The sequence below is a fragment of the Sphingomonas sp. Leaf67 genome, from assembly GCF_001421965.1.
Lineage (GTDB): Bacteria > Pseudomonadota > Alphaproteobacteria > Sphingomonadales > Sphingomonadaceae > Sphingomonas.
Genome location: NZ_LMLP01000019.1, coordinates 193,040 through 211,268, shown reverse-complemented (window position 1 = coordinate 211,268; position 18,229 = coordinate 193,040). Strand labels below are relative to the sequence as shown.

At 67.7% G+C, this 18,229-nt stretch carries 17 protein-coding genes; 4 read left to right on the top strand and 13 right to left on the bottom strand.

The window, feature by feature from the left end:
* Positions 1-54: 54 nt before the first annotated feature.
* Positions 55-1,335 (top strand): MFS transporter, encoded by a 1,281-nt coding sequence (locus ASE90_RS10445; protein WP_082449715.1) that lies wholly within the window; start codon positions 55-57, stop codon positions 1,333-1,335.
* On the opposite strand, the gene ASE90_RS10440 is transcribed toward ASE90_RS10445, so the two are convergent.
* The 3 genes from ASE90_RS10440 to ASE90_RS20925 form a co-directional block, all read right to left on the bottom strand.
* Positions 1,307-2,485: a sensor domain-containing diguanylate cyclase gene (locus tag ASE90_RS10440; protein WP_055999811.1), complete on the bottom strand. Its 1,179-nt coding sequence runs from the start codon at positions 2,483-2,485 to the stop codon at positions 1,307-1,309. The two genes, ASE90_RS10445 and ASE90_RS10440, sit on opposite strands and share 29 nt — an antisense overlap.
* A gap of 64 nt (positions 2,486-2,549) precedes the next feature.
* Positions 2,550-3,101: a 16S rRNA (guanine(966)-N(2))-methyltransferase RsmD gene (gene rsmD, locus ASE90_RS10435; RefSeq protein WP_055999808.1), complete on the bottom strand. Its 552-nt coding sequence runs from the start codon at positions 3,099-3,101 to the stop codon at positions 2,550-2,552.
* Positions 3,101-4,762 (bottom strand): pseudouridine synthase, encoded by a 1,662-nt coding sequence (locus ASE90_RS20925; protein ID WP_414889105.1) that lies wholly within the window; start codon positions 4,760-4,762, stop codon positions 3,101-3,103. Before ASE90_RS20925 ends, rsmD begins: the two co-directional genes overlap by 1 nt.
* A gap of 182 nt (positions 4,763-4,944) precedes the next feature.
* On the opposite strand from ASE90_RS20925, the gene ASE90_RS10425 reads away from it, so the two are divergent.
* Together ASE90_RS10425 and ASE90_RS10420 are read left to right on the top strand one after the other, a co-directional pair.
* Positions 4,945-5,379 (top strand): response regulator, encoded by a 435-nt coding sequence (locus tag ASE90_RS10425; protein WP_055999805.1) that lies wholly within the window; start codon positions 4,945-4,947, stop codon positions 5,377-5,379.
* 243 nt (positions 5,380-5,622) lie between these two features.
* Complete coding sequence (locus ASE90_RS10420) at positions 5,623-7,257, top strand: AmpG family muropeptide MFS transporter (protein ID WP_055999802.1); 1,635 nt, start codon at positions 5,623-5,625, stop codon at positions 7,255-7,257.
* 221 nt (positions 7,258-7,478) lie between these two features.
* Here the strand turns inward: ASE90_RS10420 and ASE90_RS10415 are convergent, their stop codons facing one another.
* The 6 genes from ASE90_RS10415 to ASE90_RS10390 form a co-directional block, all read right to left on the bottom strand.
* Entirely contained in the window at positions 7,479-8,783 is a 1,305-nt protein-coding gene (locus tag ASE90_RS10415) for a bifunctional folylpolyglutamate synthase/dihydrofolate synthase (protein WP_055999799.1), read from the bottom strand.
* A gap of 141 nt (positions 8,784-8,924) precedes the next feature.
* Complete coding sequence (gene accD / locus ASE90_RS10410) at positions 8,925-9,776, bottom strand: acetyl-CoA carboxylase, carboxyltransferase subunit beta (protein ID WP_055999796.1); 852 nt, start codon at positions 9,774-9,776, stop codon at positions 8,925-8,927.
* The gene (trpA, locus tag ASE90_RS10405; protein WP_056000185.1) at positions 9,773-10,573 is read right to left on the bottom strand and encodes a tryptophan synthase subunit alpha; all 801 of its coding nucleotides are present in this window, start codon (positions 10,571-10,573) and stop codon (positions 9,773-9,775) included. The genes accD and trpA overlap by 4 nt, the downstream gene beginning before the upstream one ends.
* Positions 10,570-10,950 (bottom strand): endonuclease domain-containing protein, encoded by a 381-nt coding sequence (locus ASE90_RS10400; protein ID WP_235531753.1) that lies wholly within the window; start codon positions 10,948-10,950, stop codon positions 10,570-10,572. The genes trpA and ASE90_RS10400 overlap by 4 nt, the downstream gene beginning before the upstream one ends.
* 41 nt (positions 10,951-10,991) lie before the next feature.
* Positions 10,992-12,221, bottom strand: coding sequence for a tryptophan synthase subunit beta (gene trpB / locus ASE90_RS10395; protein WP_055999793.1), 1,230 nt, complete (start codon positions 12,219-12,221; stop codon positions 10,992-10,994).
* A gap of 39 nt (positions 12,222-12,260) precedes the next feature.
* Positions 12,261-12,896: a phosphoribosylanthranilate isomerase gene (locus ASE90_RS10390; protein ID WP_055999790.1), complete on the bottom strand. Its 636-nt coding sequence runs from the start codon at positions 12,894-12,896 to the stop codon at positions 12,261-12,263.
* A gap of 98 nt (positions 12,897-12,994) precedes the next feature.
* Here ASE90_RS10390 and ASE90_RS10385 point away from each other — a divergent pair, with 98 nt between their 5' ends.
* Positions 12,995-13,819, top strand: coding sequence for a SpoIIE family protein phosphatase (locus ASE90_RS10385; protein ID WP_055999788.1), 825 nt, complete (start codon positions 12,995-12,997; stop codon positions 13,817-13,819).
* Positions 13,820-14,156: 337 nt separating this feature from the next.
* Here ASE90_RS10385 and pyrF read toward each other — a convergent pair whose 3' ends face one another.
* From pyrF to ASE90_RS10365, 4 genes are all read right to left on the bottom strand, one after another.
* Positions 14,157-14,834 carry an orotidine-5'-phosphate decarboxylase gene (pyrF, locus tag ASE90_RS10380; RefSeq protein WP_055999785.1) on the bottom strand — a complete coding sequence of 226 codons (678 nt, stop codon included), beginning with the start codon at positions 14,832-14,834 and terminating at the stop codon, positions 14,157-14,159.
* Positions 14,831-15,139, bottom strand: a complete 309-nt coding sequence (locus tag ASE90_RS10375; protein WP_055999783.1) for a LapA family protein — start codon at positions 15,137-15,139, stop codon at positions 14,831-14,833. The genes pyrF and ASE90_RS10375 overlap by 4 nt, the downstream gene beginning before the upstream one ends.
* A 76-nt stretch (positions 15,140-15,215) precedes the next feature.
* Positions 15,216-17,507 (bottom strand): patatin-like protein, encoded by a 2,292-nt coding sequence (locus ASE90_RS10370; RefSeq protein ID WP_055999780.1) that lies wholly within the window; start codon positions 17,505-17,507, stop codon positions 15,216-15,218.
* Entirely contained in the window at positions 17,504-18,199 is a 696-nt protein-coding gene (locus ASE90_RS10365; protein WP_055999777.1) for an endonuclease/exonuclease/phosphatase family protein, read from the bottom strand. Before ASE90_RS10365 ends, ASE90_RS10370 begins: the two co-directional genes overlap by 4 nt.
* Positions 18,200-18,229 lie beyond the last annotated feature (30 nt).

Sequence of the window (18,229 nt, the reverse complement as noted above, 5' to 3'; positions counted from 1 at the left end):
TTCTTGCCCCGAAGCTGCAAATCGGTAGGCGGGCGCATGGCCCAACCACATCCCATGCGTGCCCATCGCCGCATCCTGATCGCCAGCCTGATCGGCACCTCGGTCGAATTCTACGACTTCTATATCTATGCGACCGCCGCGACGCTGGTGTTCGGCTCGCTGTTCTTTCCGCTCGAAAGCACGTCGGCACAGTTGATGGCGAGCTATCTTTCGATCGGCCTCGCCTTTATCGCCCGGCCGCTCGGTGCGGTGGTGTTCGGCCATTTCGGCGATCGGCTGGGCCGCAAATCGACGCTGGTCGCGTCGCTGATGCTGATGGGTGGCTCGACGCTGCTGATCGCGTTCCTGCCGACCTATGCGCAGGTCGGCTGGGTCGCGCCGCTGCTGCTGTGCACCTTGCGGTTCGCGCAGGGGCTGGGGCTGGGCGGCGAATGGGGCGGGGCGGCGTTGCTCGCCGTGGAGAATGCACCGCCGGGGTGGCGTGGCCGCTTCGGCATGGTCCCGCAACTGGGCGCGCCGGTCGGTTTCATCGCCGCCAACGGGTTGTTCCTGCTGCTTGGGCTGACCCTGTCGGAGGCGGATTTTCTCGCCTGGGGCTGGCGGCTGCCGTTCCTGTTCAGCGTTGCGCTGGTCGGGCTGGGCCTCTGGGTGCGGGTCAAGCTGACCGAGACCGCCGCCTTTGCCCAAGCGCTGGCGCACGAAGCGCCGCCGAGCGTGCCGATCGCCGAACTGGCGGGCAGCCATTTGCGGGCGACGCTGGCCGGAACGTTCGGCGTCGTCGCCTGCTTCGCACTCTATTACATCGCGACGACCTTCGTGCTGGGGTATGGCACGAACACGCTCGGCTATGCGCGTGGCGCATTCCTGCAGACGCAATTGATCGCGATCCTGTTCATGGCCGCCGGCATCGCGCTCGCCGGATGGCTGTCCGACCGGTCGACCCCGGCGCGGGTACTGGCGGGCGGGTGCATCGGCGTCGTCGTCGCCGGCGGTCTGCTGGGGCCGATGGTCGGGGCGGGATCGCTGTTCGTGATCGGCGCGTGGCTGTCGTTCGCGCTGCTGATGATGGGGTTCGTCTATGGCCCGCTCGGCGCGTGGTTGCCGGCGCTGTTCCCCGCGCGGGTCCGCTATACGGGTGCGTCGATGGGCTTCAACGTCGGCGGTGTGATCGGTGGCGGCCTGACCCCCAGCATCGCGCAGGCGCTGTCGATCGATTACGGCCTGTGGTCGGTCGGCGTCGTGCTGGCCGGGGCGGGGGTGGCGAGCCTGATCGGACTGGCACTGGCTCCGCGCGAACGTTGCGTGTTCACCCGGCGCGATCGGTCAGGGCGCTGACCGGATCGGGCACCGGCAGGATGCGGTTGCGCCCGGCCCGCTTGGCATCATAGGCCGCGCGATCGGCGCGTTCGAGCAGGCGGTCGAGATCGTCGTCGGCCGATAGTTCCGCCAGCCCGGCGCTGATCGTGATCGCCGGCAGATGACCGGCGATTTCGGACAGCGTCGCGCGCACCGACTGTGCGCCCAGCCACGCCCCGCGCAACGTCGTCCGATCGAGCAGCGCGACGAATTCCTCGCCACCCAGCCGCGCGATCGCCGCCGATCGTGGCAAACGGTCGACCAGCAGCCGGGCAAAGGCGCGCAGCACCGCATCGCCGGTCGCGTGACCGTAATTGTCGTTGACCCGTTTGAAATGGTCGAGGTCGAACAGGATCGCCACCAATGGCTGGTCATCGCTGCGCGCATCGGCGATCATCGCCTGCGCCCGCCGGTCGAACCCGCGACGGTTCGCGATACCGGTCAGCGGATCGGTTTCCGCCTCCGCGATCGATCGGCCCATCGCCGTCTGTACGACCAGCAACAACATCAGCAGCCCGACGCTGACGATCAGCATCCCGCCGATCGATTGCGAGAACAATGCATAGCTGCTCGCGGCATATTCCTTCGCCGACGCCCCCGATCCGAACAGCACGGCGAACAGCGGTTTGATCAGGAAATGCAGCGTCATCAACCCGGTGGCGATGCCGAGCGCCAGCCACAATCCCTCGCGCCGTCGCCGCGCCGCATCGACCGCCAGCGCCGTCGCCAACCCCGACCCGATCGCAAAGGGGGCCTGATAGGCGAATTCATACCAGAGTTCGTTGCGTGGTCCGTTCCAGATCGCGGCGCGCACCACGATGCCGAACAGCACCAGCAGCGCGGCCCACCGCCCCGGCCGCCGCCGCCCCGCCATCGCTGCCAACCCCAACGGCAGCAACGCGACGCTGCACAGGAACGAACCATAGCTCAACAGCATGAACGGCGTGGTGAACGGCGTCAGCCGCACGCCCAGTTCGCTGATCGGCGCCAGTCCGCCGATCAGAAAGGTTAGCACGAACCACGTCACATGACGTTGTCCGGGATAGGACAGGCGAATGATCGCAAAGGTGACTGCGAACAGCCCCGCGACCACGGCATTGACGATCAGAGCGTAGAGCGCGCTGTCCATCGATCCGTTTCCATTCGCTTCGCCATCCTTTCGAACTAACGAAGATTCACCCCTAAAAGGTTAATCAATCGATTTCGTCGGCCAGCCGCAACAGCGTGATCCGCGCCTTGCCATAGACGCGCTCGGCATCGACGGTGAAGCGCGGCAAGTCCAGCACTTCGGCCTTCGCGGTCTCGATGCTGACCCATGTCGCCGGCCCGATCCAGCCGAGCCGCGCCAGCTTGTCCGCCGCCACCGCGCCGGCCCCGCTGCCATAGGGCGGGTCCATCATGACGATGTCGAGCGGACGCGGCGCCGGTCCTAGCGCCAGTACCGACGTCGCGCGCACGTCCCCGCCCGCCGCGTCCAGCTTGGTCAGATTGGCACGCAGCGCATCCAGCGCGGCGCGGTCCTGTTCGACGAACAGGCAGGTCGCGGCACCGCGCGACAACGCCTCGATACCCAGCGCGCCCGATCCGGCGAACAGGTCGGCGACCGCCAGTTCGTCGAAACTGCCGACGCGGCTGGCCAGCATCGAAAACAACGCCTCGCGCGTGCGATCGGCGGTGGGACGGGTCGCGTCCCCCTTCGGCGCGACGATCGGCCGACCGCGCCACAGGCCCGAAATGACCCGCATCAGCGCTTGCCCCCGCCGGGACGGCCACCGCCCTTCGGCTTGCCCTTGGCCGGCTTGGTCGACGGCGTGGCCTTGGCCCAGCCGGTCGGCTTGCGCTTCGGTCGTTCGACGAAGCTCGCCCGGTCGACATCGGACGCCTGTTCGCGCGTCATCCGCTTTTCGACCGGACCGCGCGGGCCTTCGGTCGTGCGCTCCACCTGTGGCCGGCGCGCGACGCCGTCATAGCCCGGGCGGTCGGCATGGGCTGCGGCGCGGCGGGTGCGGGCATTGTCGGTGCGCTCCCCATAAGCGCGTCGGTCGCCCAGCCCCGGCTGCCGTCGCTCGGCGGGCGTCTGTCCGGCCTGCGCCAGCGGATCGAAGTTATCGCGGCGGTCGACCGGCCGTTCGGTCGCATGGGTGCGCGGACCGATCGCCCGCGTGTCGGCAGCGCGCGGTCGATCGCCGAACCCGGGGCGTTCCGGCCGTGCACCGAAGCTACGTCGCTCACCATCACCCTGCGGCCAAGCGCCGAAGCTGCGCCGCTCGCCATCACCCTGCGGTCGCGCGCCGAAGCTGCGCCGTTCGCCATCGCCCTGCGGCCGCGCGCCAAAGCTGCGTCGCTCGCCATCACCCTGCGGCCGCGGACCGAAGCTGCGCCGCTCGCCATCACCCTGCGGCCGAGCGCCGAAGCTGCGCCGCTCGCCATCACCCTGCGGCCGAGCGCCGAAGCTGCGCCGCTCGCCATCACCCTGCGGCCGCGCGCCGAAGCTGCGCCGCTCGCCGTCACCCTGCGGCCGGTTCGGACCATCGCGATCGGGACGGCGACCGCTGAAGCCCGAACGCTGTCCGTCGCGCTCGGTGCGCGGGCGGCGTTCGTCGAAACGCGATGTCGCGACCGGTTCGGGACGCGGCAGCGGCGTCGCGCGCCGCCACGCCTTCAGCGCCGCCGGATCGGCACCGTCCGGCACAGGCTTGCTGGTCGGCTTGTTGGTCAGCGTCTTGCGGAACGCGACCAGCTCATGCTGCTTGATCTCGTCGACCTCGCCCTCGGGCAGGTCTTCGAGATAGAAGGGGCCATAACGGGTGCGGATCAGGCGCGACACCTTCAGCCCGAGATGTTCGAGGACGCGGCGAACCTCGCGGTTCTTGCCCTCGGTCAGCGTCATCTCGATCCAGGTGTTCGTGCCGGTGCGGCGTTCGAGATTGGCGTTGATCGGGCCATAGCGCACCCCCTCGATCTCGATCCCCATCATCAGGTCTTCGAGCTGCTGCTGGCTGATTTCGCCATAGGCGCGCGCGCGATACGTTCGCTCGACCCCGGTCGCGGGCAGTTCCAGACGGCGCTTGAACTCGCCGTCGGTGGTCATCAGCAACAACCCTTCGGTATTCAGGTCGAGCCGACCGACCGGGATCACCCGCGGCAGGTCCTTGGGCAGGCGATCGTAGATCGTCGGCCGCCCCGCGCCATCGCGTTCGGCAGTCAACGTGCCGGCCGGCTTGTGGAACCGGAACAACCGGGTCGGTTCGGGCGCGGCGACGGGTGCGCCGTCGACGGTCACGCCTTTCAGATTGGGCAGGATGGTCGCCGGCGTTTCGAGCACGACGCCGTCCAGCGCGACGCGCCCGGCGGAAATCATGCGCTCGATGTCGCGGCGCGACGCCACGCCGGCACGCGCCAGCAACTTGGCGATTCGCTGGCCTTCACGGGGGGATTCGTTCGTGGATTCGGGTGGGGTAACGATGGTCAGGGTTTCCGTTTGCGGCGACGCGACGAAAGTTTCAGCCGAAGCGGTTCCTTCGTCGCCTTCGCGAGTTTGTGGGTTCGTATAAGCTGTAAGCATCCCGGTGGAAAGCGAGTGGGGCAATGTTGTTCGGGCGCAAGAAGCGGCACATCAACCGGATCCTCGTCGTGGAGGACGAACCCTTGGTCGCGTTCGATACCGAACACTTCCTCGGGGCGTCGGGTTTCGAGATCGCGGCGACGGTCGATACCGTCGCCGGCGCGCTGGCGACGCTGGAGTCGGTCGGCGACATCGATCTGGTGCTGGTCGACATCAACCTGTCGGACGGCAGCGGGCTCGACGTCGCGCGTGCCGCGCACGAACGCGGCATGCCGGTACTGCTGGTGACCGGTGCCTGCCCGCTGGAGGCGCAGGTGTTCGCGGCCGGCTGTCTCGCCAAACCCTATCCGCAAAAGGATCTGCTGAGCGCGATCGAAGCGATCGACGCGGTCATCGGCGGGGCGAAACTGCCCCGGCGGTTGCCGAGCGGGTTCAACCTGTTCCGAACCGCGGCGTAGAACTTCCTATCGGTTCCTACCGGTTCGCTCCCCGTTTGGTTCGAGCAGCTTCGAGCGTAGTCGAGAAGCGTCCGTCGAGAACGCCTGTCCAGCGGAACGCCGTTCTCGATACGCGCTCTCGACTTCCTTCGATCGCTACTCGAACCAAACGGAGGAGTAGGGGGTAAAACGACGTCGCCACACCCCCGCCTTGCCGCCACCGCCAACCCCTTCTACGGTCGCGCCCCTTCCGGGAGGACATGAATGACCGAAGCCGCGCCCAAGGGGCTGGCGCTGATCCGCATGGGGCTGGGCAATCGCAAGACGGCGGCGATGTTCGCGTTCGGCCTTGCCGCCGGGCTGCCGTTCACGCTGCTGCTCGGCACGCTCAACGCATGGTTGGCGGAAGCGAAGATCAATCTCGCCACGATCGGCCTGTTGTCGTGGATCGGGTTGATCGCGGCGTTCAAATTCCTGTGGTCGCCGGTCGTCGACCGGCTTCGCCTGCCGCTGCTCGAACGCTTCGGGCGGCGGAAATCGTGGTTGCTGCTGTGTCAGGCGGTGCTGGTCGCGGCGTTCCTCACCCTGTCGCTCAGCGATCCTGCGGTGGCGATCGGCTGGTTCGCGCTGGTCGCCGTCATCGGCGCGTTCGCGGCGGCGACGCAGGATACGGTCATCGATGCGTGGCGGATCGACGTCGCCGACGAACGCGCGACGCTGGGCATCCTGTCGTCGATCTACCAGCTCGGCTACCGCCTTGCGACGCTGATCGGCGGGGCGCTGGCGCTGGTGCTGGCCGATGCGATCACATGGCCGATGGTCTATGCAGTGATGGGACTGTTCATGGCCGCGCTGTTGGTCGTGACGCTGTTCGCCCCCGACACGCCGCGCCCGGTCGTGGAGCGGGCGGTCGAGGGCGCGATCGGCCCCAGCCGCCGCGACAAGCGTACCGGTCTCATCATCGTCGGCTTGTGCTGGGGCTGGGCGATCCTCACCATCGGCGCGTTCATGGTGCGTGTGCTGAACGTCGCGCCCGGCGAAACCCCGCCCAGCGTCGGCGATTTCACCCGCCTGACCGGTCCGTGGATCATTGTCATCACCGTCGTCGTGCCCGCCCTGGTTGCGGCTTGGCTGAACCGGCAGACGCAACTGGCCGAATGGCTCGGCTGGAACCGGGACGGGGCAGAGGGGCCGACGCCCGGCTTCATCGAACATGGCTATCGGGCGCTGATCCTGCCGCTGTCCGAACTGGTCGGGCGGCTGGGGTTCGGCGCGGTCATCGTGCTGGGGCTGATCCTCAGCTACCGGCTGTGCGATTCGATCTGGGGGCCGTTCGCCTATCCCTTCTATCTGGAGGAACTCCACTACACGAATGCCGAGGTCGCCTTCGCCTCCAAGATCTTCGGCGTCGGCATGACGATCCTCGGCGTGTCGCTGGGCGGAATCCTGTTCGCGGTGCTCGGGCGGATGCCGACGCTGTTGATCGGCGCGATCGTCGCGGCGGCCAGCAACCTGCTCTATGCCGATCTCGCATCGGGCGCACCGGTGATCGATGCGGTGTCGGGTGCAACCGGGCTGCTGAACCTCGGCGTCGACGCGCGGATGATGCGATTGATGGTCGCGATCTCGGGTGAGAATATCGCCGGCGGCCTGGCCGGCGCGGCATTCGTCGCCTATCTCTCCTCGATCGCCAGCAAGGAACACAGCGCGGTCCAATATGCGCTGCTGTCGTCGCTGACGCTGCTGGTCGGCTCGCTCGGCCGCGCCGGCCTTGGCGAAGCGGTCGAACAGATGGGCTATGCCCCGGTATTCCGCTTCACCGCCGCGCTGGGGTTGGTGGCGGTGGTGTTCGTGCTGCTCGAATGGGTGCGGTGGCGGCGCGAACTTCGGAGGGGTTGATTCACGCGAAGGCGCGGAGACGCGAAGAAGAAAGATAAGATTTTCGCGCAGAGGACGCTGAGAGATACTGTTTGCCGCGATAGCGGCTCTGTCTCACTGCGATGCGCGAAGAGGCTTCGCCGGAGCGACGACGCCGGCCAAGTCGACACGCTCTCAGCGTCCTTTGCGCCTTTGCGCACTGAAAACCTTCTTCGTGTCTTCGCGCCTTCGCGTGAACCAACTTAAACCGGCACCTCGTCATTCGCCGACAGCACGGTTCCGGCGAGATACAGCGACCCGGCGATCAACACCGCCTCCGGTTCCGACCGCGCCAGCACGTCGAGCGCCGCCGCCGGATCGGTCGCGACATCGGCCCGCAATCCCATCGCCCGCGCCTGCCGTACCAGATCGGCCGGCGCATGATGGGCGTGACCCGATACCGGCACCGCGACGACCTGATCGACCACCTCGCCCAGGTGCCGCAGCACCGCCCCCGCATCCTTGTTGGCGAGCATCCCCAGCACCAGCGCCGATCGCTCGCCACGGCTGATCCGGGGCCAGCCGCGTGCGACCTCGATCGCGGCGGATTCGTTGTGCGCCCCGTCGAGCCACACGCCATGGCGCGGATCGACCCGTCCGGTCAGCGGCCCGCGCGGGCGCAGCCGCTGCATCCGTGCCGGCCAGCGCGCGGTACTGGCGGCGGTGCGGATCGCCGCATCGGAAATCGCCACTGCCGATTGATGCCGCACCATCGCCGCCGCCAGCGCCAGATTGTCGCGTTGATGTGCCCCGGCCAGCGCCGGTTCGGGCAGGTCGAGCGTGCCCATCGCGTCGCGGTACCGCCCGTCGACCGATTCCCATGCCGGCCCCCGCGCGATCAGCGTCGCGCCCACGGCATCGACCGTCGCCTTGATCCGCGCTGCGATCTCGGACGGATAGGCGAGGGTGACGACCGGCACGCCCGGCTTGGCGATGCCGGCCTTCTCGCCGGCAATACCGACCAGCGACGATCCCAGAAACGCCTCGTGATCGATGCCCAGCGCCGCAATGCCGCAAACAACCGGCGCAGGCAGGACGTTGGTCGCGTCCAGCCGCCCGCCCAGACCCACTTCGATCACGCACGCATCGGCCGGCGTCCGGGCAAAGGCAAGGAACGCGGCCGCAGTGGTGATCTCGAAAAAACTCGCCCCGATTCCGTCGGCGGCATCGAGCACCTCGCCCAGCAGCACCGCCAGCGCCGCATCGTCGATCAGCGTGCCGGCCAGCCGGATGCGTTCGTTGAACCGCACCAGATGCGGGCTGGCATAGACATGCGTCCGCAACCCCGCCGCCTCGATCGCCGCGCGCAGATAGGCGCAGGTCGATCCCTTCCCGTTGGTGCCAGCGACATGGAATACCGGCGGTAAATGCCGATGCGGATCGCCCAGCCGCGCCAACAGCCGGGTGATGCGGTCGAGGCCGAGGATATCCGTCCCCGGCGACAGCAACGTCAGCCGGTCGAGCTGCGCCTGTACCGCAGGATCGGTCGAAACAGCGAAATCGGGCAACCCAAATCCTCCCCGCTACGCGGGGAGGGGGACCGCCGCGAAGCGATGGTGGAGGGGCGTCGCCGCACACGCTCCGCCCATGGCGATCCCCCTCCACCATGCTGCGCATGGTTCCCTCCCCGCGAGCGGGGAGGCGCTACTTCAAGCCGCTTCCTTGCGCCCCAGAAACTCGATCAACTGCGCCAGTTCGGCCGGCAGATCGCGGCGATGCGTCACGCGGTCGATCAACCCATGATCGCGGTAATATTCGCTGGTCTGGAAATCGTCGGGCAGCTTCTCGCGGATCGTGCTCTCGATCACCCGCCGCCCGGTGAATGCCAGCGTCGCCTTCGGCTCGGCGATCTGCACGTCGCCTAGCATCGCATAGGCCGCCATCACCCCGCCCGACGTCGGATCGGTCAGCACCACCAGATAGGGGAGCCCGGCATCGTGCAGCATTTCGATCGCCACGGTCGTGCGCGGCATCTGCATCAGGCTCAAAATGCCCTCCTGCATCCGCGCGCCGCCGCTGGCGGTAAAGACGATGTACGGCACACCGCGCGCGATCGCCGCCTCGACCCCGGCAATGAACGCCTCGCCCACGAACTGGCCCATCGACCCGCCCATGAATGCGAAATTCTGCACGCCGATCACGCACGCCCGGCCGGCGATCGTGCCGTACGCGTTCTGATACGCGTCCTGTTCGCCGGTATCGGTCCGCGCCGCCTTCAGCCGGTCGACATAGCGCTTGCTGTCGCGGAACTTCAGCGGGTCTTCGGCGACCTTCGGATTGGGCAGGATCTCGACGCTGCCGTCATCGAACAGCTGCTGGAACCGCTCCTTCGGCCCGATGCGGCCATGATGGTCGCATTGCGGGCAGACGTGCAGATTCTCTTCCCATTCCTTGTTGAAGATCATCTGCCCGCAGCCCTTGCACTTATGCCAAAGGTGATCGGGCGTTTCCTTGCGCGCGACAAAGGGCAGGGCGTTGCGGACGCGGTTGAGCCAGCTCATGCGGGTTCCCTGCTCGCCGTTGCGATCGCAGCGGCGAGGCTTTCGATGTAGGATTGGACGGGGGCGGCAGCCTGCGCGCCATGTTCAGCGACAATTTCAACAATCGCCGATCCGACGACCACGCCGTCCGCGACGCGGGCGATATTCGCCGCCTGTTCGGGGGTACGCACGCCGAAGCCGACCGCGATCGGCAGGTCGGTCGCGGCCTTCAGCCGGGCGACGGCATCGTCGATCGACGCCTGCACCGCCTGTTGCTTGCCGGTAATCCCGGCGACCGAGACGTAATAGAGAAAACCGCCGGCCCCCGCCAATACCTGTGGCAGCCGTGCCGCGTCGGTCGTTGGCGTGGCCAGCCGGATCGCGGCGACGCCATGCTCGCGCAGCTGTTCGCCCAGGCTGTCGTCCTCCTCGGGCGGAATGTCGACGCAGATCACGCCGTCGACGCCAGCGGCGGCGCAGGCTTGCGCGAACCAGTCGGCCCCGCGCCGGACCATCGGATTGGCATAGCCCATCAGCACCAGCGGTACGTCAGGATGGCGTTCGCGAAAGCCGGTCGCGATGCGCAACACATCGGCGGTCCGCGTGCCCGCCGCCAGCGACCGGATGTTCGCCGACTGGATCGCGGGGCCATCGGCCATCGGATCGGTGAACGGCATGCCGAGTTCGATCACATCCGCACCCCCGGCGACCAGCGCGTCGAGGATGGCGGGGGTAGCGTCGGGCGTAGGATCACCTGCGGTGACGAAGCAGACGAGCGCCGGACGCCCCTTGCCAAACGCAGCAGCAAGGCGGGTCAAAGCCCTCTCCCCTTCAGGGGAGAGGGTTGGGAGAGGGGATTGTTCACAACGTCTTCCAACTGTCTCAACACGCCGTCGAGATTGTACATCACATCGGCATTGGTAAACCGCACTACCCGATAGCCGGCTTGCGTCAAATAGGCGGTGCGTTCGGCGTCGTAAGCGGCGGTGTCGCCGTGCAGGTGGCCGTCGAGTTCCAACACCAGCTTCGGAGAGTTAGCCGCAAAGTCGGCAATGTAGGGGCCAATGACCTTCTGGCGGCGGAATTTGACGCCAGTCAACCGCTCGGCGCGCAACGCGAACCACAACCGCTGTTCGGCCGGAGTAGGAGCCTTGCGCGCCGCCTTGGCTCTCTCAATCAAACCAGCGTCGCGCACTGCCCCTCTCCCAACCCTCTCCCCTGAAGGGGAGAGGGCTTTTAGATCTCTACCCCCAACGCCGACGCCACCGTAAAGATATCCTTGTCCCCCCGCCCACACAGGTTGGCGAGGATGATCTGATCCGACCGCATCGTCTTCGCCCGCCGCGCCACCGCCGCGATCGCGTGCGCCGGCTCCAGCGCGGGGATGATCCCTTCAGTCCGGCACAGCATCTGGAACGCGTCGAGCGCATCGACATCGGTCGCGCTGTCATATTCGACCCGCCCGATATCGCGCAGCCACGCATGTTCCGGCCCGATGCCCGGATAATCGAGCCCGGCGGAGATCGAATGCCCCTCGGCGATCTGCCCGTCCTCGTCCTGCAACAGATAGGTCTTGTTGCCGTGGAGAATGCCCGGGAAGCCACCGGCCAGCGACGCGGCATGGTCCTTGTCCAGCCCATGGCCGGCCGCCTCGACACCCAGCATCCGCACATCCGCATCGTCGAGGAACGGGTGGAACAGCCCGATCGCGTTCGATCCGCCACCGATCGCCGCGACCAACAGGTCGGGCAGGCGTCCGGTCCGCTCCAGCATCTGCGCGCGCGCCTCGCGGCCGATGATGCTCTGGAAATCGCGGACCAGTTCCGGATACGGATGCGGGCCGGCGGCGGTGCCGATGATGTAGAAGGTGTCGTGGACGTTGGCGACCCAGTCGCGCAACCCCTCGTTCATCGCGTCGGACAGCGTCGCCGCGCCGCTGGTCACGGGGCGGACCTCGGCCCCCAGCAGCTTCATGCGGAACACGTTGGGCTGCTGCCGCTCGATATCGCGCGCGCCCATATAGATGACGCAGGGCAGGCCGAAGCGCGCGCAGACCGCTGCTGTCGCCACGCCATGCTGGCCCGCGCCCGTCTCGGCGATGATCCGGGTCTTGCCCATGCGGATCGCCAGCAGGATCTGGCCGATGCAGTTGTTGATCTTGTGCGCGCCGGTATGGTTCAGCTCGTCGCGCTTGAACCACACCTGCGCGCCCATCCCCGGCTCGGCTGACGCGCGCAGCGTCTCCGACAGCCGTTCGGCATGATAGAGCGGGCTGGGCCGGCCGACATAATGCGTCATCAGGTCGTCGAACTGCGCGGCAAAGGCGGGATCGGCCTTTGCCGCCTTATATTCGCGATCGAGGTCGAGGATCAGCGGCATCAGCGTCTCGGCGACATAGCGGCCGCCAAAGGCGCCGAAATGACCACGATCGTCGGGCTGGGCGCGATAGCTGTTGGGAGCGTTCATAGGCCGCTCGTTACGCCCGGCGGCGGGCGCTGTCGAGTATCAGCCGCCGGTCACGCTACGCACGAACGCGGCGATCCGGCCGACATCCTTGACGCCCGGTGCGCTTTCGACGCCCGACGAAACATCGACCAGCGGCGCACGCGTCACGCGGATCGCCTCCGCGACGTTCCCGGCGTCGAGTCCGCCCGACAACGCCCATGGCAGCGGATGGGCGAACCCGTCGAGCAGGCCCCAGTCGAACCGCAATCCCATGCCACCCGGCAGCGCCGCCCCCGGCGGCGTCTTCGCGTCATACAGCACCCGGTCGGCGGCACCGACCAGCGTCCTCGCCTCGTTCAGGTCGGCCCGCGTTTTGACCGCGACCGCGCCCCAAACTTCCTTGCCGGTTCGCGCGCGGATCGCCGCGATGCGATCCGGCGCGGTCTTGTGCAGCTGGATCACGTCCAGCTGTCCCGCCGCCATCGCCGCGTCGATCAACGCATTGTCGGGATCGACGAACACGCCGACCTTCGCGACCTGTCCCGGCACCTGCTGCGCCAACCCGGCCGCCGCATGGAGCGCCAGATTGCGGGGGGAGGGGGCAAAGAACACGAACCCGACATGGCTCGCTCCGGCGGTCAGTGCGGCGGCCAGCGTTTCAGGCGTCGACAGGCCGCAGATCTTGATGAGCGTCATGCCGGGCGGCTTAGCGGGCGATCGGCCATGACGATAGGGCATGTGATCCGCCCAATGTCCATCTGGAGCGTCAGCCGACTTTCCCCTACAGCGCGGCCATGCATTTCGATCTGATCCAGTCGCTCGGCCTGTGCGGGGACACCCATGTTCCGAACGACGATCGTGCCGGGGTGCGGGCGCGTCATGCATGGGTGATCGACGGTGCGACCGACCTGTCCCCGCCGGGCCTGTTGGGGGCGCAGGGCGGGGCGGCATGGCTCGCCGCCACTGCCGATGCCGCCTTCGCTGCGATCGAGGGTGCCGACCTGCGCTACACCTGCCATCAGGTATTCGCCACGGTCGAGGCCGCCTATGACCGACAGCGGCAACGCGACCCGCAGGGGCCATGGGAATTGCCCCGCGCTTCCTTCGCCGCCGTCCAACTGGTCGATGCCGGTCTGGACGTGGCATGGGCCAGCGACTGTTCGATCCTTCATGCTTCGGGCGACAGGGTGGCGTGGCGCACCCCGGCCCCCAGCCGAACCCGCGAAAGCGCACAGGCCGCCGCCCTCGGCCCCGGCATCGGCGCGGTGAAGCTGCGCAGCGCCGCCGTGCTGGAGGACCGTCGCCAGTCCCGCTCGCGCGCCGGTCAGCATGTGTTGGGGGTCGATGCCGCCGACAGCGCGGCGGCGATGACCACCGCCCGGTTCGACATCGCGATCGGCGACGAATTGCTGCTGATGACCGACGGCTTTGTGGCGCTGGTCGATTCCTACGGCGTCCATGACGCGGACAGCCTGTTCGCCGCAGTGCGAACCCGTGGCCTCGCGGCACTCGGCGTCGACCTGCGCCGGATCGAACAGGAGAACGCCGCCTGCCTGCGCTTCGCCCGGTTCAAGGTCAGCGACGACGCGACCGCGCTGTGGGTGCGCGTCGGCGGCTGATCGGTTTCCTACGCGGCGCGGCAGTGTCAAGGTTCGCGCCGGGCCGATCGGCGGCCCCTGCTCCTTGAATCGTCCGAACCCTTTGAAACGTTCGTGCGCTTGTCGGCCCCGCATGTGGCAATCCCGACAAACTTTCACCGCCGAAGTTTACACCGCGACTGACGCAAGTATCTGTAAATGATAGGCTATTTTTAAACGCCGCCCCGCCTCGACGACTGGATACGTGTCAACTTCGCAAACTTCGGGCGTGCCGCGGGCGGAGCCCGCGCTGTCGGCTTCACCGGCTGGACAGGCCTTGTGCGGGCGGTCTTGCTGCGCTCGACCTTGCCCGACGCGTCTAAAGTGTCGCTTCGATCGCTCTTGCTGCCTGATCGGGATCTTCCGCCTGCGTGATCGGCCGTCCGATCACCAGCACCGATGCCCCGGCATCCAGCGCGGCACGCGGCGTCACCACGCGTTTCTGGTCGCCGACCGGACCATCGGCCGGCCGCACCCCCGGCACGACGAAGAACCCTTGCGGCCACGCCTTTTTCGCGGCCGCCACTTCGGCCCCCGAACAGACGACACCGTCGATCCCGGCGCTTTTCGCCAGTTCGGTCAGCCGTACCACCTGCGCATGCGGATCGGGGGCGAGGCCGATCGACGACAGGTCGTGCGCGTCGAGGCTGGTCAGCATCGTCACCGCGACGACCTTGGTACCGAGCGGCGCGGCGGCTTTCGCATCCTCCAGCATCGCCCGCCCCCCCGCGGCATGGACGGTCAGGATCGCAGGGTCGAGCGGCCCCAGCGCCTGGATCGCCTTGGCCACCGTGTTCGGAATATCGTGGAATTTCAGGTCGAGAAAGATCGGCAGGCCCAGATCTGCCATCGTCCGACCGCCCGCCCGGCCATTCGCCATGAAGAATTCGAGACCCAGTTTCAGCCCGCCGACATGGCCGCGCACCGCCTGCGCCAGCGCCTTGGCCCGGTCCAGATCGGGCGTGTCGATCGCGACATAGATCGGCGAACGGCTCATACGATCCCTCCCGGCGTGATGGTCGGCACGGGATCGGCGACCGGCGCCGCCTCGACGCGGTGCAGATCGGCCAGCGTCCGGTCGGTCGCGGCGATCCGCTGCCGCAACCGCCAGCGCGTCAGGTGCAGCGCGACGAACGTCGGCAGGAACCCGGCCAGAAACGTGACGATCAGCAGCAGCGGCAGGTTCACATCGGCGTACAGCGTGCCCCACAGCTTCAGCGGGACCATCGTCATGTTGTTGAGCGCAAAGGCGACGATCACCCCCACCAGCAATGCCCAGAACAGGGTTTTCAGGAACTGCATTGCTCGGGGAGCCTTCGTCGTTGTCGTCGCTCCTTCCTTACGCCCGTCGCGCCGGCTTTTCCAATAGGCGACGGGGTCAGCCGATTTCGGCGCGCAATTCGTCGAACAGCGGCTGGATCGCCTGCAACCGTGGCTCTTCTTCGTCCAGAATGGCGAGGAACGCGGCGCGCTTGTGCCGGGTGAGCCACCCCGGCGGCAGATGAACCTCGGGCGGCAGGGTCGACAGCGCGATGTCGATCATCCGCTCGGCCCCGTGCAGCCGCCCCCACAGATAGTCGTTCTCGCGGTAGGACCGGCTGAAGAACGCGCCGAAATTGTTGAAGCGAATCCCCTTCAGTGTCGCCTCGGCCCCGCCCGCCCGGATCGATGGCGCGTCGTCGGGCGCGATGCGATCGACCCGCACCGGATCGAATTCGTCCAGCCCCTCGCCGCCGAGCAACGGCAGCGTCGCGATGTCGAAGAACGGAAAGCCGAGATAGGCGAGCAGGATCGGCCGCCGGATATCGCGCGGGGCGGCGGCCAGCGCCTCCGACAACCGCGCATCGGTCCGCGCGTCGAGCGTGGTCAGGTCCATCGCCTCCGCCATCGCCGCCAGCAATGCGCCGGGATCGGTGCGCTTGTCCCCGACCAGCGTCCGCACTTCGGCGAAATGGTCGGCATTCTCGCACGCCAGATACGGCGTCAGGCTGGCGAAGATCGCCTCGCGTACCGGGGCCAGCGCCGCCGCATCCTGTTCCGGCTCCATCGCGGAGAGGGTCCGAACCAGCAACCGCAACCGCCGGATGCGAAAGGCGAGGTCATGCGATCGCAGAAAGCCGATCGCCGCTTCCGATGCGCCGTCACCGTCGAACCGGCCCGCATCGCTGTCGGCGACCACCTGTGCGAATCCTTCGCGCAACCACCGGACCCGGTCGGGCGACGCATCCTCGGCCAGCGTCGCGACACGATCGGCCAGCCGGTCGAGCACCTGATCGACCTTCAACAGGCCATACGCCGCATGGCCGTATCCGGCACGCTTCGCCGCCTGCACCTGCGCCCGTTGCCGCCAGCCGACCAGCCGCGCCGGGGTCGGCCAGTCGAGGAACAGCGTATAGCCGAACAGCTGCTCGACCTCCGCCTCGACCCCGGCACGCAGCTTGTCCACGATCGCCAGCATCCGTTCGATTCGTTCGGACCGCCATTGGATCGCGTCCAGATTGTCGCGGATCGGCTGTTTGCGCGGCAGTTCGGACAGCGCGCCGAGGATTGTCTGGAAAAAGCCGGGTGGTCCTTCGGCGGCGGTACCGATGCCGAATTTATGGTTGGGTGCCGGATCGAGATAGACGAATCGCCGGTCGATCTGCCGCCGCGCCGGCCGTTCGCGCAGCGCATCGATGGCGGGGGCGAAGGGAGCGTTGGCCAGCACCGACCCGTCGATCAGCGTCGCCTGATCCGCCATCCCCACCGCCGACTGGCGCGGCAGCACCCGGCGCAGAAACGCATCGCGTCCCGGCCAGTCGACCGCGCGATCGGCCAGTGCCGCATCCAGTTCCCCCACGCGGAATGGCGGGAACGCGCCGGGAAAGCTCGACGTCGCGCGCGCCGCGAACACCAGTTCGGCGGTGTCGGCCAGCCGGTCGCCGCCATGGTCGTGGAAACCGATGACCAGCCGATGTTCGGTCTCGACCACTTCCTTCGGCGAATTGAGCCGCAGCACCTCGGGATGGCCGGCGAAGTCGGTAACGGTCACGAACAGGTCGAGCGGCTGGCCCGGCGGCAACAGCCTCGGTCCGGCGGGTGCTGCCGCCATCGCGGCAAAGGCGTCGAGCAGCATGTCGACGATCGCCCGCCCGCCAAAGGGCGGCTGGAACCAGCGCGCCCGGACGAACCGATCGAGCTTCTGGCGCAATTCGTCGCGCGCGGCGATATCGACGCTCGACGCATCCTCGCCCTCGCGGCCCAGCGCCATCCACGCGATCGGCCGCGCCCATGGCCGCGACAGCGCGCTGGCCGGGCTCTGCGCCGGATCGATCAGCGCCTCGATATCCGCACCGTTCAGCCACAGGTCGGTTAGCGGATCGAGCGGCTGACCGGTCGACACCGCCTGCGCCAGAAACACGCCGTTGATCCCGCCCGCACTCGCCCCGGCGACGATATCGACCAGCACGCGCAGCCGGATGCCGGTCAACGCCGCCAGATCGGTCAGCATCGCCTCATACACGCCCGCGCTGCCCGTCAGCGGCTCGCCATCATCCTGCACCGCCCGGCTGGCGCGGGCGATGTGCCAGATTTCCTTGACCAGCCCATGCATATAGACGGCAAGGCTGATCCCCCCATAGCAGACCAGCGCGAGGCGCAGTTCGCGTTCGTGCAGCGGGGCATCGCTCATGCCGGCGCGAGCGTCGCCCAGATCGGCAGATGGTCGGACGCCTTGCGCGCGGCCGCACTGTGATGGACGCCGGCGTCGATGATCTTCAACTCGCCCGACACCATGATCCGGTCGAGCCGACCGACCGGATGGCGCGCGTGAAAGCTGGGACCGGTCTCTGCAAAGCAATGCGTCCGTCCGAAATCGCGCAGACACCCCGAACGCGGCGTCCATTCGTTCAGGTCGCCCATCAGCACGCTCGGCAGTTTCGGCGTACAGTCCTCGACCTCGCTCAGGATCGCATGGGCCTGCTTGCGCCGCCAAAGCCCCGACAGGTCGAGATGCATGCCGACCACCCGCAGCGTTACGCCATGGGTGGTCACATCGGCGCGCACCGCCCCGCGCGGTTCGAGTGCGGGGATATCGATCCGTCGCGGGCCGCTGACCGTCGCGTCCTTGCGTACCAGCAGGGCGTTGCCATGCCATCCCATCGACTGGGCCCGGATCGCCAGCGGCACCGCGACCCATGGGCTGTGTTCGTCCAGCAGATGGGCCGTAATCACGCCGGCGCGTTCGCCCAGCCGCCGGTCGCATTCCTGTAACGCGATGATATCGGCATCGATCTCGCGCAGCACCTCCAGCGTCCGTTCGGGCATCCGGCGACGATCGGTGCCGATCGCCTTGCGCATGTTGTAGCTGGCTACTTTGATCATCGTTCAGCGCACAACGTCGCGGTACCGTAT